Source organism: Streptomyces sp. NPDC047841 (assembly GCF_040704085.1).
Lineage (GTDB): Bacteria > Actinomycetota > Actinomycetes > Streptomycetales > Streptomycetaceae > Streptomyces > Streptomyces argyrophylli.
Genome location: NZ_JBEYRP010000005.1, coordinates 268,841 through 290,031 on the forward strand (window position 1 = coordinate 268,841; position 21,191 = coordinate 290,031).

20 protein-coding genes and 2 pseudogenes are annotated in these 21,191 nt (G+C 74.0%); 10 read left to right on the forward strand and 12 right to left on the reverse strand.

Features of this window, described 5'->3' with window-relative positions:
- Nucleotides 1-30 precede the first annotated feature (30 nt).
- Nucleotides 31-765 carry a VOC family protein gene (locus AB0947_RS09960; protein WP_366749810.1) on the reverse strand — a complete coding sequence of 245 codons (735 nt, stop codon included), beginning with the start codon at nt 763-765 and terminating at the stop codon, nt 31-33.
- Nucleotides 766-899: 134 nt separating this feature from the next.
- Here AB0947_RS09960 and AB0947_RS09965 point away from each other — a divergent pair, with 134 nt between their 5' ends.
- Nucleotides 900-1,535 carry a TetR family transcriptional regulator gene (locus AB0947_RS09965; RefSeq protein WP_366749953.1) on the forward strand — a complete coding sequence of 212 codons (636 nt, stop codon included), beginning with the start codon at nt 900-902 and terminating at the stop codon, nt 1,533-1,535.
- Between the two features lie 84 nt (nt 1,536-1,619).
- Here AB0947_RS09965 and AB0947_RS09970 read toward each other — a convergent pair whose 3' ends face one another.
- Nucleotides 1,620-2,072, reverse strand: coding sequence for an Lrp/AsnC family transcriptional regulator (locus AB0947_RS09970; RefSeq protein WP_366749811.1), 453 nt, complete (start codon nt 2,070-2,072; stop codon nt 1,620-1,622).
- 82 nt (nt 2,073-2,154) lie between these two features.
- Here AB0947_RS09970 and AB0947_RS09975 point away from each other — a divergent pair, with 82 nt between their 5' ends.
- The 3 genes from AB0947_RS09975 to AB0947_RS09985 all read left to right on the forward strand — a co-directional run bounded on the left by AB0947_RS09975 (nt 2,155) and on the right by AB0947_RS09985 (nt 5,010).
- Nucleotides 2,155-2,772 (forward strand): LysE family translocator, encoded by a 618-nt coding sequence (locus AB0947_RS09975; RefSeq protein WP_366749812.1) that lies wholly within the window; start codon nt 2,155-2,157, stop codon nt 2,770-2,772.
- A 237-nt stretch (nt 2,773-3,009) separates the two neighbouring features.
- A complete protein-coding gene (locus tag AB0947_RS09980) occupies nt 3,010-3,678 on the forward strand; it encodes a pyridoxal 5'-phosphate synthase (protein WP_366749813.1) in 669 nt (222 codons plus the stop codon).
- A gap of 153 nt (nt 3,679-3,831) precedes the next feature.
- Nucleotides 3,832-5,010 carry an NAD(P)/FAD-dependent oxidoreductase gene (locus AB0947_RS09985; protein WP_366749814.1) on the forward strand — a complete coding sequence of 393 codons (1,179 nt, stop codon included), beginning with the start codon at nt 3,832-3,834 and terminating at the stop codon, nt 5,008-5,010.
- Between the two features lie 41 nt (nt 5,011-5,051).
- Here AB0947_RS09985 and AB0947_RS09990 read toward each other — a convergent pair whose 3' ends face one another.
- Nucleotides 5,052-6,359 (reverse strand): MFS transporter, encoded by a 1,308-nt coding sequence (locus AB0947_RS09990; RefSeq protein WP_366749815.1) that lies wholly within the window; start codon nt 6,357-6,359, stop codon nt 5,052-5,054.
- 71 nt (nt 6,360-6,430) lie between these two features.
- Between AB0947_RS09990 and AB0947_RS09995 the strand changes: the two genes are divergently transcribed.
- A complete protein-coding gene (locus AB0947_RS09995; protein ID WP_366749816.1) occupies nt 6,431-7,459 on the forward strand; it encodes a helix-turn-helix domain-containing protein in 1,029 nt (342 codons plus the stop codon).
- Here AB0947_RS09995 and AB0947_RS10000 read toward each other — a convergent pair.
- Nucleotides 7,364-8,644: an MFS transporter gene (locus tag AB0947_RS10000; RefSeq protein WP_366749817.1), complete on the reverse strand. Its 1,281-nt coding sequence runs from the start codon at nt 8,642-8,644 to the stop codon at nt 7,364-7,366. The two genes, AB0947_RS09995 and AB0947_RS10000, sit on opposite strands and share 96 nt — an antisense overlap.
- A 150-nt stretch (nt 8,645-8,794) precedes the next feature.
- Here AB0947_RS10000 and AB0947_RS10005 point away from each other — a divergent pair.
- Nucleotides 8,795-8,905 (forward strand): annotated as a pseudogene (locus tag AB0947_RS10005) (cyclase family protein); the annotation flags it as partial.
- Between the two features lie 276 nt (nt 8,906-9,181).
- Here AB0947_RS10005 and AB0947_RS10010 read toward each other — a convergent pair.
- The 4 genes and pseudogenes from AB0947_RS10010 to AB0947_RS10025 all read right to left on the reverse strand — a co-directional run bounded on the left by AB0947_RS10010 (nt 9,182) and on the right by AB0947_RS10025 (nt 11,629).
- On the reverse strand, nt 9,182-9,655 hold the full coding sequence (locus AB0947_RS10010) for an ATP-binding protein (RefSeq protein ID WP_366749954.1): 474 nt from the start codon (nt 9,653-9,655) through the stop codon (nt 9,182-9,184).
- 590 nt (nt 9,656-10,245) lie between these two features.
- Nucleotides 10,246-10,430 (reverse strand): annotated as a pseudogene (locus tag AB0947_RS10015) (acyl-CoA dehydrogenase family protein); the annotation flags it as partial.
- Nucleotides 10,431-10,562: 132 nt separating this feature from the next.
- Nucleotides 10,563-11,075: an EF-hand domain-containing protein gene (locus tag AB0947_RS10020; RefSeq protein WP_366749818.1), complete on the reverse strand. Its 513-nt coding sequence runs from the start codon at nt 11,073-11,075 to the stop codon at nt 10,563-10,565.
- Between the two features lie 179 nt (nt 11,076-11,254).
- Nucleotides 11,255-11,629, reverse strand: coding sequence for an STAS domain-containing protein (locus AB0947_RS10025; RefSeq protein WP_366749819.1), 375 nt, complete (start codon nt 11,627-11,629; stop codon nt 11,255-11,257).
- A 360-nt stretch (nt 11,630-11,989) separates the two neighbouring features.
- Here AB0947_RS10025 and AB0947_RS10030 point away from each other — a divergent pair, with 360 nt between their 5' ends.
- Entirely contained in the window at nt 11,990-12,547 is a 558-nt protein-coding gene (locus tag AB0947_RS10030; RefSeq protein WP_366749820.1) for a sigma-70 family RNA polymerase sigma factor, read from the forward strand.
- 203 nt (nt 12,548-12,750) lie between these two features.
- Complete coding sequence (locus tag AB0947_RS10035) at nt 12,751-14,004, forward strand: maleylpyruvate isomerase N-terminal domain-containing protein (RefSeq protein WP_366749955.1); 1,254 nt, start codon at nt 12,751-12,753, stop codon at nt 14,002-14,004.
- 57 nt (nt 14,005-14,061) lie between these two features.
- On the opposite strand, the gene purU is transcribed toward AB0947_RS10035, so the two are convergent.
- The gene (gene purU / locus AB0947_RS10040; RefSeq protein WP_366749821.1) at nt 14,062-14,946 is read right to left on the reverse strand and encodes a formyltetrahydrofolate deformylase; all 885 of its coding nucleotides are present in this window, start codon (nt 14,944-14,946) and stop codon (nt 14,062-14,064) included.
- Nucleotides 14,947-15,007: 61 nt separating this feature from the next.
- Nucleotides 15,008-15,505, reverse strand: coding sequence for a hypothetical protein (locus AB0947_RS10045; protein ID WP_041665290.1), 498 nt, complete (start codon nt 15,503-15,505; stop codon nt 15,008-15,010).
- 117 nt (nt 15,506-15,622) lie between these two features.
- Here AB0947_RS10045 and AB0947_RS10050 point away from each other — a divergent pair, with 117 nt between their 5' ends.
- On the forward strand, nt 15,623-16,948 hold the full coding sequence (locus AB0947_RS10050; protein ID WP_366749822.1) for an ABC transporter substrate-binding protein: 1,326 nt from the start codon (nt 15,623-15,625) through the stop codon (nt 16,946-16,948).
- A 10-nt stretch (nt 16,949-16,958) separates the two neighbouring features.
- Here AB0947_RS10050 and AB0947_RS10055 read toward each other — a convergent pair whose 3' ends face one another.
- Both AB0947_RS10055 and AB0947_RS10060 read right to left on the reverse strand, forming a co-directional pair.
- The gene (locus AB0947_RS10055) at nt 16,959-18,650 is read right to left on the reverse strand and encodes a hypothetical protein (RefSeq protein ID WP_366749823.1); all 1,692 of its coding nucleotides are present in this window, start codon (nt 18,648-18,650) and stop codon (nt 16,959-16,961) included.
- A 199-nt stretch (nt 18,651-18,849) separates the two neighbouring features.
- Nucleotides 18,850-20,235: a transcriptional regulator gene (locus AB0947_RS10060; protein WP_366749824.1), complete on the reverse strand. Its 1,386-nt coding sequence runs from the start codon at nt 20,233-20,235 to the stop codon at nt 18,850-18,852.
- Nucleotides 20,236-20,517: 282 nt separating this feature from the next.
- Between AB0947_RS10060 and AB0947_RS10065 the strand changes: the two genes are divergently transcribed.
- Nucleotides 20,518-21,183: a bifunctional DNA primase/polymerase gene (locus tag AB0947_RS10065; RefSeq protein ID WP_366749825.1), complete on the forward strand. Its 666-nt coding sequence runs from the start codon at nt 20,518-20,520 to the stop codon at nt 21,181-21,183.
- Nucleotides 21,184-21,191: the final 8 nt, after the last annotated feature.

A 21,191-nucleotide genomic window follows, 5' to 3' on the forward strand; every position in this document is an offset into this window, starting at 1 on the left:
CTCACACCGAAGCACCTCAAAGCGGATGATTCAGCGCTGGAGCAGTGCGAACGACGCCCCTTGATTGTCGGTGACGACGGCCACCACTCCGTACGACGTCCCGAAGGGCGGCGCCTGCACCCGCCCGCCGAGCCGGTGCACCGCCGCGAGGGCGTCCGCCAGCTCCGCGACCCGGAAGTGGACCAGGAAGTGCGGGGGCATCTCGGCCGGGAAGACGTCGGTGACCTCCGCGCGGCCGAAGTCGGGCTCGGCGTCGGTGCCGAACAGGGCGTCGTGGAAGAGACCGCCGTAGAAGGTGTTGGCCGCGGCGGTGTCCCGGGTGTACAGCTCGGCCCAGACGAAGGTGTTCGGCTCGCGCCGCCGCCCGAAGCCGCGATGGGTGCCGGGCTGCCACAGGCCGAAGACCGCGCCCTCGGGGTCGGCGGCCAGGGCGGCGACGCCCAGGTCGCCCACCGGGAACGGGGCCGTGACCACCTGCCCGCCGGCCGCCGTGATCCGCCGGCCGAGGGCCCCGGCGTCCGAGGTGGCGAAGGAGACGGTCCAGACCGTCGGCATCCGGCCGTCCGTCTTGGGGGCCAGCGAGGCGACGGGGTCGCCGTCCAGCAGGGCCCACACCGAGGAGCCGTGCGCCTCCTCGAAGGTCCACCCGAAAAGATCACCGTAGAACCGCTTGCCCGCCTCGACGTCGGGCAGCTGGGCGTCCACCCAGCAGGGGACGCCCTCCCCGTATGCGGCTTCGTTCGCGGATGCCCTGTTTTCGGCCATGTCGTCAAAGTAACCGGGCCGCGCGCACCGCGCAGACCAGGCACACCATCCCCGTTTCCCCCCTGCACCCCATTTGCAGTCGGCCGAATCGCGCTCCCATCACCCCTCGGTAAGCTGACGACATGACAGGACAAGTGCGTACCGTCGACGGCCGCGTGGCCGGCCGGCGTGGGCAGGCGACCCGGCAGAAGCTGCTCGACTGCCTCAGCGAGATGCTCAGCTCCTCCCCGTACCGGGACGTCAAGGTCATCGATGTCGCCCGGAAGGCGGGCACGTCGCCCGCGACCTTCTACCAGTACTTCCCGGACGTCGAAGGTGCCGTCCTGGAGATCGCCGAACAGATGGCGGCCGAGGGCGCCGGACTGACCGAACTCCTCGAAGGGCGCACCTGGACCGGCAAGTCGGGCTGGCAGACGGCCCAGGAACTCGTGGACGGGTTCCTGGAGTTCTGGCGCGAGCACGACGCGATCCTGCGGGTGGTCGACCTCGGCGCGGCCGAGGGGGACAAACGATTCTACAAGATCCGCATGAAGATCCTGAACTCGGTCAACAACTCCCTCGCGGACTCCATCGCGGAGCTCCAGGCCAAGGGCCGGGTCGACAAGGACGTGAACCCGGCCGCGGTGGCCGGTTCGCTGGTCGCGATGCTCGCGGCGGTGGCGTCCCACCAGAAGGGCTTCTCGTCCGGGGGCGTGAAGCCGGCCGAACTCAAGCCCAATCTCGCGCTGTTGGTGCACCTGGGCGTGACGGGCAGGAAGCCCTCCAGGTAAGTCACGGTAAGTCACGCACCCGTTGCCAGGGTCCATGTCCTGTCTGGCAGGCGGTGGTTCACACGGTGAGCCACCGCCTGTCGTCTATGCCGGCAGCGGCCGGTCCCGTACCACGTGCTTCATCACGAGCGTCGACGTCAGCCGCTGCACCCCCGGCAGCGTCGCCAGCCGCTCGTCGTAGAGCCGCTGGAAGGCGGCCAGGTCGGCGGTGGCCACCCGCAGCAGGTAGTCCGGCTCGCCGAACAGCCGCTGGGCGTCCAGCACATGCTCCAGCTCACCGACCGCCCGCTCGAACCCGGCGACCGTGTCCCGGTCCTCCTGGCGCATGGACACGAAGACCAGCGCCTCGAAGTTCAGGCCGAGCGAGGCCGGGTCCACCATCGCGCGGTAGCCCTGGATGGCACCGGACCGCTCCAGCTCGCGCAGCCGCCGGTGGCAGGGCGAGACGCTGAGCCGCACCCGGGCGGCCAGCTCGGTCACGGTCAGCCGCCCGTCCTGTTGCAGCTCGGCAAGGATTTTCCGGTCCACGTCGTCCATGAAGAAGATATTTGCGCAGAGTACGCGATCATGGGCAAATTTCGGGAACACTTTCGGGACTTTCGCGCCTAATGTCCCCGGTATGGACTCAGGGCTGCTCTTCTCCTTCCTCGTCGTGGACCTGCTGCTGGTGTGCGTACCGGGCGCCGACTGGGCGTACGTCATCGCGACCGCCCTGCGCGGCGGCCGGGTCCCGCGCGCGGTGGCGGGCCTGGTCTGCGGCTACGCCCTGCACACCGCCCTGGCGACGGCGGGCCTGGCGGTGCTGGTGGCGGGCTCGCCCCGGCTGCTGACGGCCCTGACGGTGGCCGGCGCGGGCTACCTGCTGTGGCTGGGCTGGGGCGTCCTGCGCCGCCCGGCGGTCCCGGACGCCGACACCACGGCGACGCCCGACGGCCGGCTGTTCCTGCGCGGCGCGACGATCAGCGGCCTGAACCCCAAGGGCCTGCTGCTCTACCTCTCCGTGCTCCCCCAGTTCCTCACCCTGCGGGGCGCCCACCTCCCCGTCCCCGCGCAGACGGCGGTCCTCGGCGTCCTCCACATGGCGTGCTGCGCGGCCGTCTACCTCGCCGTCGGCACCCTCGCCCGCACCCTCCTCGGGGCCCGCCCGGCGGCGGCCCGGGCGGTGACCCGCACGTCCGGCGCGGCGATGCTGGGCATCGGCGCGCTGCTGCTGGCGGAACGGCTGGCGACGCTCTAGCCGTGCCGTCCGGTGAGCCGGAACAGCCGGACCTCTCCGCTCCGTGCTCGCGTGGCACACGGCGTACGGCGGCCGGGACTCCGGCAGCGCCCGCCGGACGGTGTCCCGCTCCGTCCCCGTGAGCAGCCGGGCCGTACCGTCCAGCTCACCAACCGTGGTGCCGGGACGGGAGAGTGAGGCCGCGGGCCCGTGCCGCCCGGGGCCGCGGGCCGGGCCCGGCCGGGCGATACTCGCCCCATGGCACAGCACGATCTTCACGAGCTGCTCCGGTCGCTGCGGGTCTGGGACGCCCAGGTGACCGAGTTGCGGCCCTTCGACCCGGACACCGCCCCGCCCACCCCGCTGACCCTGTTCACGAACTGGTTCGCGGAGGCCGTCGCGGCGGGGCAGCCGGAGCCGCACACCATGTCGCTGGCGACCGCGGACGAGGAGGGCAGGCCGGACGTGCGGATCGTGATGCTGCACGGCGCCGACGCGGACGGCTGGTCCTTCGCCACCCACGCCACGAGCCGCAAGGGCCGCGCGCTGAGCGCCCGGCCGTACGCCGCCCTCGCCTTCTACTGGCCGGCGCTCGGCCGCCAGGTGCGGGTGCGCGGGCCGGTGACGCCGGCGCCGGCCGAGGAGGGCCAGGCCGATCTGCACGCGCGGTCCACGGGCGCGCTGGCCGCCGCGCTGACCGGTCGGCAGAGCGAGGAGCTGTCCTCCGTGGAGGAGCTGCGGCGGGCCTCGGACGCGGCCTGGCAGCGGGCCCGGGAGAACCCGGCCGAGCCGTCGCCGACCTGGACCCTGTACCGGCTGCACCCGGATACGGTGGAGTTCTTCCAGGGGGACGCGGAACGGCGGCACGTGCGCCTGGAGTACCGCAGCACCGGGTTCGGCTGGAGCAGGTCGCTGCTGTGGCCGTGAGGCCGAGCGCGAGCCCGCCCGGCGCCGCGCCCGCCGGTGAGTCCCCCGTACGGCCTGGAGCAGGCGGCGGTGGCGGTCACCCGTGATCAATCCGCAACCAATTCCGGTCTTGACCGAGACCCATCAACCGGGTGTGTGATTACGCTCCCGCTCATGGCCGTCTCCCGTCCCTCCTCCGTCCCCCCGTCGCCGACCCCCGCCGACCGCCCGGTGTATGTGATCGGCGCGGGTCCCGGGGGTCTCGCCGCCGCGTACGCGCTGCGGGCCCGGGGCGTACGGGCGGTGGTCCTGGAGAAGTCCGACCGCGTGGGCGCCTCCTGGCGCCGGCACTACGACCGGCTGCACCTGCACACCACCCGGCGGCTGTCCTCGTTGCCCGGCCTCGTCATCCCCCGCAGGTTCGGCCGCTGGGTCTCCCGGGACGACGTGGTGCGCTACCTGGAGAAGTACGCCGAGCACCACCGGCTGGAGATCGTCACCGGGGTGGAGGTGCACCGCGTCGAGCGGAGCGGGGACGGCACCGGGTGGCTGCTGCACGCCTCCGGCGGCCGGGAGCTGACCGGCAGCGCGGTGGTCGTCGCCACCGGCTTCAACCACACCCCGCGCATCCCCGACTGGCCGGGCCGGGAGTCGTACGGCGGCGAGTTCCTGCACGCGGCCGGGTACCGCGACGCCGGACCGTACCGGGGCCGTGACGTGCTCGTCGTCGGCGTCGGCAACACGGGCGCGGAGATCGCCGTGGACCTGGTGGAGGGCGGGGCCGCGCGGGTGCGGCTCGCGGTGCGCACGGCGCCGCACATCCTGCGCCGCTCCACGCTCGGCTGGGCCTCCCAGTACTCGGGCGTGCTCGTCCGGCGGCTGCCGGTGTGGCTCGTGGACCGGCTCGCCGGGCCGGTGGGGCGGCTCAGCACCCCGGACCTGACCGCGCACGGGCTGCCGCGCCCGGACACCGGCCTGTACAGCAGGGCGAAGCAGGGCGCGATCCCGGTCCAGGACGTCGGCCTGATCGACGCCGTGCGCACGGGCAAGGTGGAGATCGTGCCGGCCGTGGAGGCGTTCGAGGACGGCAAGGTGGTCCTCGCCGACGGCAGCCTGATCTCGCCCGACGCGGTGATCGCGGCGACCGGGTACGTGCGGGCGCTGGAGGGACTGGTCGGGCACCTCGGGGTGCTGGACGGGCGCGGCAGACCGGTGGTGCACGGCGGCCGTACGCCCGCACAGGCGCCCGGCCTGTACTTCACCGGGTTCACCAATCCCCTCAGCGGGATGCTCCGTGAGCTGGCGATCGACGCGGGACGGATCGCGAAGGCGGTCGCGAAGCGGCTGTCCTAGCCGCGCGGGGAACTGCGCGCGGTGTGGGTCCGGTGGCGGGGTCAGGACAGGGCGAGCGTCCGGGCCGCCGGTGTGGTGCGCCGGATGACCAGCGCCATCAGGGCCGCCGCCGCGCACAGCGTGCCGGAGGCGTACCAGACGACGTCGTAGGAGCCGAAGACGTCCCGGGCGACTCCGCCGAGGTAGGCGACGACGGCCGCGCCGACCTGGTGGGAGGCGAGCACCCAGCCGAAGACGATGGCGCTGTCCTCGCCGAACTGCTCGCGGCACAGGGCCAGGGTGGGCGGGACGGTGGCGACCCAGTCGAGGCCGTAGAAGACGATGAAGAAGAGCATCGGCGGGTGGACGGCGGGGCCCAGCAGCATCGGCAGGAACAGCAGGGACAGGCCGCGCAGGGCGTAGTAGACGGCGAGCAGGCGGCGCGGTTCGAAGCGGTCGGTGAACCAGCCGGAGGCGATCGTGCCGGCGACGTCGAACACGCCGATCACCGCGAGCAGCGAGGCCGCCGTCGTCACGGGCATGCCGTGGTCGTGCTCGGCGGGCACGAAGTGCGTCTGGACCAGGCCGTTGGTGGAGGCACCGCAGATCGCGAAGGTGCCGGCGAGCAGCCAGAAGGTGCCCGTCCGGACGCAGGAGGACAGCACGCCGAGCGTGCGGCGAGCGGCGCCGGTGACGGGTGCCGGCTTGGGCACGAACTCCCGCGCCCCGTACGGCGCGACGCCCACGTCGGCCGGGTGGTCGCGCAGCAGGAGCCAGACGAACGGGACGACGGCGAACGCGGCCAGGGCGACCGTGACCGCGGCGGGCCGCCAGCCGTGGCGCTCGACTATCCAGGACAGCAGCGGCAGGAAGACCAGCTGGCCGGAGGCCGAGGCTGCGGTGAGGATGCCGGTGACCAGACCGCGCCGCTGGGTGAACCAGCGGTTGGTGACCGTCGCCGCGAAGGCCAGCGCCATGGAGCCGGTGCCGAGCCCCACCAGCAGGCCCCAGCACAGCAGCAGCTGCCAGGCCGCCGTCATCCACACGGTCAGGCCGGAGCCGAGGGCGATCACGGTCAGCGCCGCGGCCACCACCCGGCGGATGCCGAAACGGTCCATCAGCGCGGCGGCGAAGGGGGCGGTGAGGCCGTAGAGCGCGAGGTTGACGGAGACGGCGGCGCCGATCGTGCCGCGTGACCAGCCGAACTCCTGGTGCAGCGGGTCGATGAGCAGGCCGGGCAGGGATCGGAAGGCCGCCGCGCCGGTGATCGTGACGAACGTGACGGCGGCGACGAACCAGGCACGGTGCACGCGGCCGCGCCGGGCCGGCGGGACCTGGACGGGAGCGGCGGCGGAGGTTGTCTGAGTCACGTCCCCCACCCTCCCGTGCGCGTGTCCGTCTATCGAGTGGCCCGATGGACAGCCTTCGCTATGATCGGGCCATGACGAGCGCAGTCGCGGGGGAATTCCGGCCGCACCGGGTCGTCGTCCTCGCCCTGGACGGCCTGCTGCCCTTCGAGCTGGGCATCCCGCACCGGATCTTCGGCCGCCCCCGGGACGCCCGGGGGCGGCACCTGTACGAGGTCGTGACCTGCTCGGCCCGGCCGCCCGGCCCGGTCGAGACGGACGCCGACTTCGCCGTGCAGGTCGCGCACGGCCCGGAGACGCTGGCGACGGCCGACACGGTGATCGTCCCGGCGTCCTACGAACTCGGCCCGCTCTACGACGAGGGCCGGCTCACCGGCGAACTGGCCGCCGCCCTCGCCCGCATCCGCCCCGGCACACGCCTGGCCTCCATCTGCACCGGCGTCTACGTCCTCGCCGCCGCCGGTTACCTCGACGGGCGCCCGGCGACCACGCACTGGGCCGACGCCGAGCGCTTCCAGCGGATGTTCCCGAAGGTCAAGGTGGACGCGGACGTGCTGTTCGTCGACGACGGGGACGTGCTGACCTCCGCCGGGGTCGCCGCCGGGATCGACCTGTGCCTGCACATGGTCCGCCGGGACTTCGGCACGGCCGTCGCCAACGACGTGGCCCGCCGCACGGTCGTACCGCCCCACCGCGACGGCGGACAGGCCCAGTACATCCACCGCCCGGTCCCCGACCCGCAGGTCGCCACGACGACCGCGGCCCGCGCCTGGGCCCTGGGCCGGCTGCACGAGCCGATCCAGCTGCGGGACCTGGCCGAGCAGGAGGCCATGTCGGTACGCACCTTCACCCGCCGCTTCCGGGAGGAGGTCGGCATCAGCCCCGGCCAGTGGCTCACCCAGCAGCGCGTGGAGCGGGCCCGGCACCTGCTGGAGTCCACGGACCTGTCGATGGACCAGGTGGCCCGGGAATCGGGCTTCAACACGGCCCAGTCGATGCGCCAGCACCTACAGTCCGCCCTCGGGGTCACGCCCACCGCCTACCGGCGTGCCTTCCGCACCGGCGGCGCCGAGCGGCAGGGCGTCGCCGGCACCCGGCGCTGACCGGCCGGCCCGTCTCTCCCCCCACCAGCCGACCGCCGTCAGCAGCAGGGTGAGGACCACTCCGGCCAGGATCGCCGTGGAGGGCGCGGTGTGCGGCAGCAGGGCGCCGGCGAGCGAACCGGTCGCCGCGTAACCGGCGCCCACAGCGGCGTACATGACCGAGTAGCCGGCGGCCAGGAGGTGCGGCGGGAGCACCTCGCGCAGGGACAGGTTCCGGGTGAGCATCGCGCCGGACTGGAGCAGCCCGGCCACGGCCAGCGCCGCCGCGATGCCCGGCGTGCCGGGTATCAGGGCGACCACGGCGACCGCGGCCGACATGCCGGTCATCAGGACCGCGCTGCGGGTGCGCAGGAGCCCCGGCCAGGACCGCAGGCCGTACAGGAAGGCGCCGACGGCGGAGGCCGCCGCCATCACCGTGAGCAGCGGGCCCGCCCAGCCCACGCCGATGCCGCGCTGTTCGAGCAGGGCGGGCAGGACGAGTTCGGCGAGGGCCAGCAGGGAGAGGCTGGCCGCGCCCGTGACGTACACCGGCCAGGCCCGGGCCAGCAGGCGTGACTTCGACGCTCCCGCGCCGTCCCGGGCGTTCCGCTCGGCGGGACCGTCGGGTCCGTCCGCCGCCCAGCCGGCCGGGAGCGACCACAGGCCCGCGGCGGACGACGCCATCAGGGCGGCGGCGAGCAGCGGCGGGAGGCGGGGGTCGGCGCCGAGGGCGAGCCCCGTGACGGTGGCCGGGGAGACGGCCCAGACGCCGAACGTGAGCACGGACTCGGCGGACAGCGCCTGGGGCGCCGCGTGCGCCGGCACCAGGGAGGTGAGCAGGGTGCGCAGCCCGCCGGGCGCGGCGGCGGGCCCGGCCCCGGCGAGGAACGCGAAGGCCATGAGTGCCGCGGTGGGCGCGCCGGGGAACGCGCCGAGGCCCGCGAATCCGGCGGCACCCGCGAGGAGCCCGGCGGCCAGGTGCGGGCGGGCCCGCCGGGGGGCCAGGCGCATGCCGAGCACGGGGGCGCCGGTGATCTCGCCGATGACGTAGGCGGCGGCGAGGGCGGCGCCCAGGGAGTAGCCGCCGGGGCGCTCGCGGACCAGGAAGACCAGGGCCAGCGGGGCCATGGCCACCGGCATGCGGGCGCCGACGGCCACCGGGGCCCAGGTCAGGACCCGCCGGGAGACGATGTCGCGGTAGCTCATGCCTCGACGGTAGGGGCCGCCACCGACAACCGCCGCCCCCTTTTCCCGAGCCTGTGGACAACGCCGGCCGCCACCCCCTGACGGGTAATCAGGAATCGGGACGTCAGCACCGCTCACGTACAGCGCGATGTCCCGCTCCGGAATCCCGGAAAGTTGTCCACAGCCTGTGGAGAAACGGACCGGTGCGCGGTCCTGCTGTCGGCGGTGCCCGAGCCGTTCGCGGGCGCGACGGGGACACCGGTGGCCCCGGTGGCGATCCTGGGAAACGACGACGACGACGACGGCGGCGGCGGCGCGACCGCGGTCGGCGGCGCGTGCCTCCCCCACCGTCACGCGCACGCGCCGCCGTCCGACGCGACCCGCACTCGGCGAGGACCGCGCCTCGGGCCCTCGCCGTCCCCTCGCGGCGGATCGACCCACCCCAGCCTGATCAGGCACCCGGGGAACGTCAACGCCGGTACGGGGCCGTGTTGCGGCAGCCCGCTCACGGCACCCGCGCACGGGTGCACCGGACCGGCGCACCGCCGCTCCGGGCCGCTACACCGCCTCGAAGGTGAGATCCTCGTACGCGGACAGTCCGCCCCCGCACGCCAGCGCGGCGCTCTGCCGGGGCTGGGAACAGCGGTCCAGTTCGCACCAGATGCTCTTGCCGGCGTCCTCGGGGCTCCAGCCCCAGCGGTCGGCGAGACAGTCCACGAGGGCCAGGCCCCGGCCGCCGGTGGCGTCGTCGTCGGCGCAGCGCGGCACGGGCGCGCGAGAGCTGCGGTCGGCCACCTCGACCCGCACCGTGGCCGACGCGCACTCCTCGGCCGCCGGAGCCGGCAGGCAGAGCCGCAGCACGGCCGGACGGCCGGTGTGCACCACGGCGTTGGTCACCAGCTCGGAGACGAGCAGGATCAGTGTCTCGGCCAGCGGCTCGTCGGCCGTTATGCCCGATCCCGCGAGCCGCGAGCGGGCCCACTTCCTCGCCCGCCCCACCTCCGCGGGGTCGGGCCGGATCTCCAGCTGCACTTGAAGCACCTGCACCGCTCACACCATCCGAACCGGCGGATCCATGACCCCACGCCGACCACGCTCCGCGGTCCCAGCCGCGGCGGCGATCACGAGGGCCACGATCCTAGCCATTTTCTGCATGGCCAGAACAACGGCCAGAGCAAGGGTCACGGACCGTGACTCCCTTGCGAGACAGCATGGTTGACGTACAGTCACCCCAACAAGCGCTTCGGGCATATTCCCGCGCGAAGGAGTACGCCTGGGGCATACTGTGCGACGCTCGTGCCGGGGAGTCGAACAGACGGGGACAACGGGCCTGACCGCCCCGCGAACTGCGGCGCGCACCGCGCGACCCGGCACCGCCCCAGGGGCACCGCCGGCCCGGCTCGTCCGCGCAGCCACTCGCATCTCACACAAGGTACCCGAGCGGACACCCGACTCCGGACCGTGACGAGTCCCGCGAAGGACACAACCCGGTATCAACGCTCCGTGACGCCGACAGGCCACGATGCGCGACATCGTTGGCCATGACTTCCCGGGTGCGGCGGCCCGGGACGCCACCGGCGGCTGGGGGCGCCGGCACGGCGGCGAGCAGTTCCCAGGCCGGCGGGACCGGCCGTGACGGCGGCGGCGCAGACGGCGGCGCGTGCGGTCTCCGGTCCGCGCCGGCAGGTCCGCGCACCGCTGCGGGACGGCCCGGGAAGGCGCCGCTGGGCCGTCCGAACTGTTCCCGGGTCCGGGCGTGTTGCACGGCGGGTTCGCACACCCGCCCGGCGGTGCCCGGCTGCTCGGCCTCGACCGACGCGGCGGTGGCCGAACTGCCGCCGGGCACACAGGACCTGACGCCGGCGGGCACCGGCTGCGGAAGCGGTTCGGGTGAGAGCGGTCCGGTGGACCGCGCCCGGACCGCGCCGCGGGGCCCCCGCTACTCGGGGACCGTGAAGTAGCGTGCGAACGCCGGGACGACCTCCGCCTCGCCGATCCTGCCGTCACCGTCGGTATCGAGGGCGGCGGCGGCCTGGCGGGCGGTCTCCTCCGGGACGCGGAAGACGCGCAGCACGCGCGCGGTGTCGGCGGCACCGATCCGGCCGTCGGCGTCCGTGTCGGCCACCGCCAGGGCCGCGTGCAGGAAGGGGCGGGCGATCTCGGCGAAGCGGTCGGGGTTGTCGCGCAGCCGCTTGACCGCGCCGTTGACGAACTCCGCGCGGCTGATGCGCTGGTCGCCGTCGCGGTCGGCGATGCCGGCCATGCCCTGCCAGAACGCCTCGGCCCCGGCGTACAGCGCCTGCCCCTTGTCGGAGCGGGCGGGTACGGCGAACTCGGCGAGCAGCGCCTTGGCCGCCGCGTTGAAGTCCTCCCGGTCGATGTAGCCGTTGCCGTCCTGGTCGAAGGTGGCGAACCGGGCGGCGATCCTGCGCTCGTACTCGGTGCTGACCATGTCTGTTCGGGCCGCCTTACGTGGGGGTCGTACGGGTGGTCCTGCCCGTGGGCGGGGGTGACCTGGCAGGGAGCGTACGACGTGGGTGGCCGGCGGACGGCGGGAAACCGGCGGTTGTGCCAAGACCGGGGGAATTCTGCGACAACAGTGTGGCCCTGTCGCGATGCCGTGACGGCCGCTCAGGCGGAGAGCGGCCCGGCCTCGTCCGTGGTCGCGGAGTCGAGGTCGGCGCGGACGTCGAAGAGGCGGCGCACGCCGAGCGCGCCGAGCACGCGGTTGACGTGCGAGCCGTCCTCGGCCCCCCGGTCCGGCAGGATCAGCCGCAGCCGGCCCTGGCAGGAGCGGATCAGCCGGCGGGCGGCGACGAGGACGCCGACCCCGCTGGAGTCGCAGAAGAACACGTCGGAGAGGTCGACGACGAGGCTGTGGTGTCCGTCGGCGACGATGTCGTGCACCCGCTGGCGCAGCACCGGCGAGGTCATCAGGTCCAGTTCCCCGGACACCCGGAGGACGGCCCACTCGCCCTGCTCGACGCCGGTCACGCTGAATGCCACGGCCCTGCCCTCCGCTCGCCGGATCTCCCGGAACCGCCCGGAACCGCCCGGAACCGCCCGGAAACGGAAGCAGTTCCTACGTTTCTTGTCGCGCAGCTGCCCAGCGGCCGTTCCCTGAAACGTGACGGGGCAAACGGCAGTCGATCGACTAGGGGCTTGTTTCGGTCACTATCGATCCTGTTCGATCAGAGGTGCACGCATCTTGTGTGAAGGATGTGTGAAGGGGGCACTATCACCTGCGGCCCTTCCGGGGGCGCACATTGACACAAAGGGGCGTGCACCGTCAGGCGTGCCGACTACATTCGAGAGGGCAGGACCGACAGGCTGGACGGGCCGGACAGGGCGAGGGGAGGGGACCGCATGGCCAGGAAGGACGTACCGCCCCGCTGGGACCGCAAGATGCAGCAGCGGCTCGCGCGCGGTGAGGCGGCCGCCCTCGGCGAGGTGTACGACCGCTTCGCCTCTCTCGTGCACAGCCTCGCCCACCGTGTCCTCACCGAGGAACAGGACGCCGACGCCGTCACCCGCGAGGTCTTCGCCCACGTCTGGGAACACCCCGAGACCTACGACCCCCAGCAGGGCCCCCTGCGCTCCTGGATCGCCGCCGTCACCCACCGGGTCGCCGTCCAGCGGCTGCGCGACCGGGAGGAGCTGGAGCAGCCCCGGCGCGAGGAACTGGAGAGCGAGGTCCGCCGCGCCTCGGTCGCCGCACGCGCCGACTACATCGTGCACTCCATGCCGGCCCCGCTGCGCGCCGCTCTCGACCTGGCCTACTTCCAGCGCCGCGACTACCGCCAGACCGCGGCCGACCTCGGCGTCACCGAGGACGAGGCCCGCCGCCGGCTCCGCCTCGGCCTCCAGCTCCTGTCCACCGCCCACGACGCCGGCACACCGCCGGGATACCGGGGTGCGGTGTGAAGGGGACGGGCGGCTCCGGGGCGCACGACGGGTACGGCGAGTACGGCGAGCACGCCGGCCGCGGGGGAGAAGAGGGCCACGGCGGTGACGCACGCGCGCAACGGCCCTGGAAGGACGTCGACTTGGGCGGGCGCGGGGCCGGGGACGACGGGCGCGGTACCGGTGCCGGGGGTTCCGGCGGGCGCGGCGGCGGCTCGGGGGGCGTGCCGCGCGGTGCCGGCGGGTCCGGGCCCGCCCGGACACCGCGGATACCCACGCCCCGCGCGTCCGTGGAGGACAGCGGGCTCCCGCTGCCCGACCCCGCCGATCCGGGAGACCTCGAACCCGTGCCGCTCGACCTGTCGCACGACGTCCTGAAGTCGCTGCTCGGCGCCTGGGCGCTGGCCGCCTGCTCGGCCGCGGAGACGGCGGCCGTCGAGGAGCACTTGGGCGACTGCGGTGCCTGCGCCGACGAGGCCCGCCGGCTGCGCGAGGCCGTCGGCCTGCTGCACCAGCCGGAGAGCCTGGACCTGAACCCGGCGCTGCGCACCCGCGTCCTGGCCGCCTGCCTGAACCGCCGGCCGCCGCGCATCCCGGTGCCCGACTGGGCCGCGCCGTACGACGCGGAAACGGCGCGGCTGGACGCGCTGCTCCAGGACTTCGGGGACGCGGAGTGGCACGCGCCGGTGCGGCTGCGCTGGTTCGAGGCCGACGAGTCGACGAGCCGTCGGACGACCGTCGCCGGGGTGATCGCGCACCTGCTGTCGGTGGACGGGCTGATCGCGACGGCGCTCGGCCTGGAGGACCCGCTGGCCGAGGTCGCCGAGGCCGACAAGGACGCCGTGGGTCCGGCGGGCCGCACGGAGGCGTTCTGGCGGGCCTCGCACTTCCCGCCGACGCGCTCGGTGCGGGGGCCGTGGCGGGAGCAGAGCCACAGCCTGGTGCGCACCGTGTCGTTCACCGGCGGCCACGCGGGCGGGCTCACGGTGCCGTACGGCGACTTCGCGCTGCCGCTGCACGACGCGATGCTGGACCGCGCCTTCGAGTGCTGGGTGCACGCCGAGGACATCGCCGAGGCGGTGGACTATCCGTACGCCCCGCCCGCGCCGCGGCACCTCAACCGGATGATCGACCTCGCGGCCCGTCTGCTGCCGACGGCGCTCGCCGCGCGCCGCCGGGCCGGACTGTCCGCGCCGGGCCGCCGGACCCCGCACCTGGTCCCGGCCGGCGCGCCCGGCCGCAGCCTGCGTCTGGAGATCGAGGGTGCGGCCGGCGGCGAGTGGCTGATCCCCCTCGACTCACCGGCGGCGGTGGGCTCCGCCGACTTCGAGGTGGCCCACGTGGCTCTGGACGGCGTGGAGTTCTGCAAGCTGGCGGCGGGGCACGTGCCTCCGGCCGAGGCGGCGGCGGGTCAGGTCGGTGACCGGGAGGCGATCAGGGACGTGCTGTTCGCGGTCGCGTCGCTGAGCCGGATGTAGGGGCGGGACCGTGCAGGACCGGGCGAGCTGCGGCTGCGGCTGCGGCTGCGGCTGCGGCTAGGCGAACACCACCGTCCGGCGCCCGTTGAGCAGGATCCTCCGCTCCGCGTGCCACTTCACGGCCCGCGCCAGCGCCTGGCACTCCACGTCCCGGCCGATAGCCACCAGCTGGTCCGGCGTCACGCCGTGCCCGACCCGCTCGACCTCCTGCTCGATGATCGGCCCCTCGTCCAGGTCCGCGGTGACGTAGTGCGCCGTCGCGCCGATCAGCTTCACGCCCCGCGCATGCGCCTGGTGGTACGGCTTCGCGCCCTTGAAGCTCGGCAGGAAGGAGTGGTGGATGTTGATGATCCGGCCGCTGAGCTGCTTGCACAGGTCGTCGGAGAGCACCTGCATGTAGCGGGCGAGGACGACCAGCTCGACCTTCTCCTCGCGGACGATCTCCAGCAGCCTCGCCTCGCCCTCCGACTTGGTGTCCTTGGTCACCGGGATGTGGTGGAAGGGGATGTTGTAGGACCCCACCAGCTCCTCGAAGTCGGTGTGATTGGACACCACACCCACGATCTCCACCGGCAGCGCGCCGATCCGGGCCCGGAACAGCAGGTCGTTCAGGCAGTGCCCGAACTTGCTGACCATCAGCAGGATGCGCATCTTCTGGTCGGCCCGGTGGATCTGCCAGTCCATGTGGAAGGAGTCACCGATCGCGGCGAAGCTCGCCCGCAGCTTGTCCACCGTCACCGGCGCCTCGGCCGAGAAGTGGACCCGCATGAAGAACAGTCCCGTGTCGTGGTCGCCGAACTGCTGGCTGTCCTCGATGTTGCAGCCGGTCATGAACAGGTAGCTGGACACGGCGTGCACGATGCCCTTTTTGTCCGGGCAGGAGAGCGTGAGGACGTACTGGTCGGCCGGTGCGGCGGCGGAAGGGGCGGACTGATCGGTCATGCACCACAGGGTCCCACACCGGCCGCCCGCCGTGGGGCGGCCGTCCGCCACGCGGACCCCGTCAGGACCTCGTCAGGATCCGCAGCACGTCCAGGCTCTTCGGCGGTGTGTCCGGGTCCTCCCCGTCGCTCACCGACATCCGCACGTGCGCGTCCCGGGCCGCCCGCACCGCGTCCGGCCAGCCGGAGTGGTCCAGGTAGGCGGCGACCGGCGCGTCCGGGCCGACCTGGTGCATGATCCGCAGCACCCGCAGCACGGCGGTGTCGACGAGCGCCGCCTCCTGCGAGTCCCGGAATATGGTGCCGACGTACTTCTCGGCCGACCAGCTGTCCAGCCAGGTGTCCTCCACCAGCCGGTACACGGCGTCCGTGACGTCGCCGTAGCCGTCCACGCCGGCCAGCCAGACCTCCCGCTGGAACACCGGGTCGGAGAGCATGTGCAGCGCCGAACGGACATTGCTGCGCCAGCGCCACCACGGCATGTCGTTCAAGGGCATGCCGCCCATGGTGGAGGAGCGACGGCCGCGACGGGAAGAGTTCTCCGAACCTTGCACGGTCATCGATCGTACGTTCCCCGCCGCGAGAGCCTCACCGGCCCCCGTAATTCACCTCCGCGTCACCCCTCGTCGACCGACGGTCACTCCAGGGTTGGTGCTGTGAGGGAATCGTGCGGGTGCATGACCGGCAGGCGACGCACGCGCAGTACTCCTCCTCCCGTCCTTCCCCGCCCCGTCAGAGCCACCGCCCTCGCGGCGGGCGCGGTGGCCCTCTGTGCGTCCCTCACCGCCGCGTGCGGGGTCATCCCCGGTGCCACGGGGGGCTCCGGGGACGACCCCGTCAAGGTGATGACCTGGGCGCCGCAGGACACCGACGCGACCAACAAGCCCGGCATGCCCGCGATGGCCCGCGCCTACGCCAAGTGGATCAACTCCCACGGGGGTATCAACGGCCGCAGGCTCGAGGTGCTGACCTGCAACGACCACAACGACGGCGTGGGCGCCGCGAAGTGCGCCCGGCGCGCGGCGACCGAGGACGTGGTCGCGGTCGTCGGCTCCTACAGCCAGTTCGGCGACTCCTACCTCGCCCCGCTGGAGGGCGCCGGCATCCCCTACATCGGCGGCTACGGCGTCACCAACGACGAGTTCACCGGCGCCATGTCCTACCCGGTCAACGGTGGCCAGCCCGCCCTCCTGGCCGGCCTCGGCAGGGCGCTCGCGGAGGGCTGCGGGAACGTTGCCCTGGTCCGCCCGGACAGCATCGCCGGGGACCAGCTGCCCGCGATGCTCGACGCCGGTCTCAAGGCGGGCGGGCACGCGGAGGCCGGCGACCGGCTCGCCGCCGACGACGCCACCGAGTACGGCGGCCAGGCCGAGCAGGCGCTGCGCTACGCGACCAAGGGCGCCCCGCGGAAGGGCTGTGTGGTGCCCGCGCTCGGAGACCGCACGGACACCTTCATGGACTCCTTCCGGCGGGCCCGCGCGAACTTCCCGGCCGTGCGTACGGCGACCGTGCTGGGCAGCGTCGACCAGACCGTGATCGACTCGACCGGCGGGGCGTCGAGCCCGTACGAGGGCGCGTACATCACCGGCTGGTACCCGGTCGCCTCCGACCCCCGCTGGGACCCGATGAAGAAGGTGATCAACGAGGAGGCCTTCGGCGACAACCGCATCGACCCCGCGGACGCCGGTGTGCAGACCACGTGGATCGCCTACACCGTCCTCAAGGCCGTCCTGGAGAGGATCGGCGAGGGCGAGGTGAGCGCCGACACCGTGCGGCGCACCCTCAACGACGGCCTGCGGGTCTCCACCGGCGGCCTCACCCCCACCCTGCACTGGCCCTACGAGAGCAAGCTGGCCGCCGTCGGCTTCCCGCGGCTGGTCAACGCCGACGTCACCCTCCAGGTCGTGCAGGGCGGCAAGCTGGTCGCCGCCCGCAAGGGCATCGGCGGCGCCCACGGGATCGCCGACATGACCGCGACCCTGGAGCACGCCGACGTGCCGTGACGGCCGGCGGTCACAACTGGGTCGGCTGGCGCTGGGTGAGGCCGTACTTGCCCGCGATCGCGTTCCACAGCGCCGCCGCCTTCGTCTTCTGCGCGCTGGCGGTGCCGCTCTCCCGGTTGCCGGCCTGCGTCTCGCCGGTGGTGCGGGCGTGCCCCTTGCGGCAGACCTTGTGCCCCTTGGCCTGGTCCGCCCAGGCCGCGTAGTGGCTGTCGGCCGCGGCGGACGCCTGCCACGCCTTGGTCAGCGCGGCCGTCAGGTCGGCGTTGCCGGGCAGCTTGTCCACGGACAGCCCGCCGAGCCGCGTGACCAGCCGGCCGCGCTGCCGGGCCGCGTCCCGCAGGCTGGACGCGGCCTGGTCGAGGTTGTCGCACCGCTTGACGTCCGCCACCGCCTGGATCACCGCGGCCCGGCTGCTGCCGCTGTCCGCCAGCAGCTTGTCCAGCTCGACGGCCTGCTGCCGGGCGGGGTCGGCGGCGGGCGACGCGGAGTCCTGGGTGGCCGGAGAGGTGGCGGCGACCGTCTTGTCGTCCCCGCCCTGGTCCTTGCCGCCCCCGCCGCTGAGCAGCGCCCCGGCGCCGACGCCGAGCACGACGATGCCGACGCCGACCGCGGCGATCAGCGGCACCCGCGACCGGCCCCGGCGCCGCCCGTCGTCGCCCGGACCCGCGTCGTACGAGGGCTGCGCCGGGCGGTACGACGACTGCGCCGGGCCGGGATGGGCGTCCGGCTGCTGCACCCGCGGCAGCTGCTGGGTGGACCCGGCCGGGCTGTCGCCGCCCCCGGGACCGCGGAAGAGGTTGTCGAACTCGGCGGGCGGCTGCCGGTCCGCGCCCTGCGCCTGGGCCTGGGCGGCGTACGGCGGGATGTACTGCGTGGCCTCCGCGTCCGAGGGCGCGGGTGCCGCCTGCCGGGGCGCCTGGCCGAGGTAGCGGGTCTCCTCGCCGGCCGACTCCGGCGGCAGCGCGCCGGGCGTGACCGGCGGCATGTACTGGGTGGCCGCCTCGTGGACGCCGCCCCCGGCGGGGACCGGCGGTATGTACTGGGTGGCGCCGTCGGCCTGCACGGGCGGTATGTACTGGGTGGCGCCCTCGTCGCCGGGCGCGGCGGGGCCGGCGGGAACCGGCGGCAGGTACTGGGTCGCGCCGTCCGCGCTCGGGGGCAGCGGGGCACCCGCGGCCGGGTAGGCGGACGGCTGCGGCGCGGCGGGAGCCTGTCCCGGCACGGACTGCCCCGGGTACGGCTGCTGCTGCGCGTGCTGCTGGTACGGGTCGGGCGCGCCGTAGGCGGGCTGCTGGGGCGCGCCGTAGGCACCGGCGGCGGCCTGGCCGCCGCCGTACTGCGGCTCCTGACCGCCGTAGGAACCCGCCGGGCCGCCGTACCCCTGGGCCGGGCCGCCGTACGACGGGGCCGGGGCTCCCTCCGGGGGCAGCGGGCCGGGGTTCGCGGCCGCCGGGGGCCGCTGCCGGCCGGGGCCGCCGGGGGCGTCCCACTGCCCGGCCGCCGGGGGCCAGCCCTCATCCGACTGGGGCGCCTGCTGCTCGGGGCCCCAGGAACCGCCCCAGGCCTGCCCGCCGGCCGGGTGGGCGGGTGCGGGCGTCCCGGTCATGCCCGGCAGCAGGGGCTCTCCTCCGTCGGAGGGCAGCACGATGCCTTCGCGCGCGGTCCGCGCCGAGGGCTCCTCGCCCTGTCCACTCTGCGTCACCGGGACTCCTACAAATGGGGGACCTTGTGAATCGTCGGCTCACGCTACCGGCTCCCCCGAGCCCCGTGCCACGCAGCGCCGTTCGCGACCTCCTCCCTGTGACGGCGGTAACACCACACACCGCGAAGCGCCGTTCACGGCACCCGGCGCGCGCCCGGGTGCCGTTTCCCGTTCTTCCACGCGCCGGCGGGGCCGGTGTTCACGCGGCCTGCTGGAGGTCGAGCCGCGCCCCGAACTCGCGTACCACCGCCTCCTCCCGGAAGGGCTCCAGCCGCTGCTGGAGGTCGTCCAGGTACTCGGCGCCCCGGTTGGAGCGGAGCGTCTCCAGCAGTTCCACCGCCTTCATGCCCGTGGTGCAGGCCTGCTCGATCTCGCGCTGCTGCACCTGGGCCGTGGCGAGCAGCACGTAACCGATGGCGCGCCGGCGGGCCCGGGACTCCGGGTGCCCGGCCAGCGCCTGCTCGGCGTACCGCGCGGCCTGGTCGGCCTGCCCGAGGTCGCGATGGCAGTGGGCCAACTCGTCGGCCAGATAGGCCTCGTCGAAGTGCGCGATCCACGCCGGGTCGTCCCCGGCGGCGTCGTCCGCCCCTTCCATCGCCGTGATCGCCCGTCCGCCCGCCGCCTGTGCCGCGCGCGCGTCCCCGAGCAGGGCGTGCCCGCGCGCCTCGGCGGCGTGGAACATCGCCTCCACACGCGGGGTGACCTGCCCGCGCGTCCCCTCCTGCGCCGCCCGCGCCAACTGGGCGATCTCCCGCGGGTTCCCGAGCTGCGCGGCGAGGTGGCTCATGGACGCGGCGAGCACGTAACCGCCGTATCCGCGGTCCCCCGCGGCCTGCGCGAGACGCAGCGACTGGATGTAGTACCGCTGGGCGAGGCCCGGTTGCCCGGTGTCGACGGCCATGTACCCGGCCAGCTCCGTCAACCGGGCGACGGCGGCGAAGAGTTCCCGGCCGACCGTCTCCCGGTAGGAGCCCGCGAGCAGTCCGGAGACGACGCTGTTGAGGTAGTGCACGACGACCGGGCGCACGTGTCCGCTGCCGTACTGGTGGTCGAGGTCCACCAGCGCCCGGGTCATGGACCGTACGGCCGCCACGTCGGCCTGGCCCACGCGCGGGCCCGCCTGCCGGGCCACCTGCGGGTCCGGCGCCGAGATCAGCCAGTCGCGGCTCGGCTCGACGAGCGCGGAGGCGGCGACGGAGGAGCCGGACAGGAAGTCCCGGCGCCCCACGTCGCTGCGCCACAGCTCGCAGACCTGCTCGATGGCTCCCAGTACCGTCGGCGAGAACTGGAGGCCGACTCCCGAGGCGAGGTTCTTGCCGTTGGCCATGCCGATCTCGTCGATCGTGACCGTACGGCCGAGCTTGCGCCCGAGCGCCTCGGCGATGATCGCCGGGGCCCGGCCGCGCGGCTGCTGGCCGCGCAGCCAGCGGGCCACGGACGTCTTGTCGTAGCGCAGGTCGAGGCCGTGCTCGGCGCCGCACATGTTGACCCGCCGGGCCAGCCCGGCGTTCGAGCACCCCGCTTCCTGGATGAGCGCCTGCAGCCGTTCGTTCGGCTGCCTGGCCACGAGAGGCCTTGCGGCCATGTGCTACCCCCTGTGTCGCGATCCCCTGAGGCGTGTTGTGATCCTCCGGAGCACAAAGTTCCGGCCGGAAGATCACTGCCCAGCTGACATACCGTCAATGCGTGACATGTGCGGTTTGCCGGGGTAAAAGCGGTCGCCCCCCTCCCTGGCTACCCATCTCACGCCCCGCCCCCTCCCGCGCGCCCCCGGCCATGCACCCATGCGCCCGGCTGCCGGGCCGGTGCTCCTCCCCCGCGCGCGGTACGGCCGTAACTCCAGGTGGGCGCGGGAGTTGAGTGGAACGTGGAAGAGACGATCGCGGGCGCCCAGAACACTCAGATGGCCGGTCACATCCCGCAGCAGCGCAGGGAATCGCTGCTGGAGACCGCCGTACGCTACGCCGAGGAGCGGCACTGGGACGTGGTCCCGGGCACCTGGCTGGAAGCCGTCGACGGCAGGCAGCGCTGCTCGTGCGACGACGCCTCCTGCCCTGCGCCGGGTGCGCACCCCGCGCGCCCCGACTGGGCGACCCAGGCGACCGGCAGTGCGACCGTCGTGCGCCGGATGTGGCAGAAGCAGCCGACGGCGGCGATCCTGCTGCCGACCGGCCGGACCTTCGACGCGCTGTCCGTCCCGGAGAGCGCGGGGTTCCTGGCGCTCGCCCGTATGGAGCGGATGCATCTGACGCTCGGACCGGTCACGCTGACCCCGGACCGGCGCATGCAGTTCTTCGTCCTGCCCGGTGCGCCCGCGAAGGTGCCGGAGCTGGTACGGAAGCTCGGCTGGTCGCCGGCGTCCCTGGACCTGACGGTCCTGGGCGAGGGCGCGTACGTGGCGGCGCCGCCCACGCGGTTCGGGTCCCGGGGGGCCGTGCAGTGGGCCCGCCGGCCGACGCCGGCGAACCGGTGGCTGCCGGACGCGGAGGAGTTGATCTCGCCGTTGGCCTATGCGTGCGGGAGGGATCGTTAGGCGGTTCG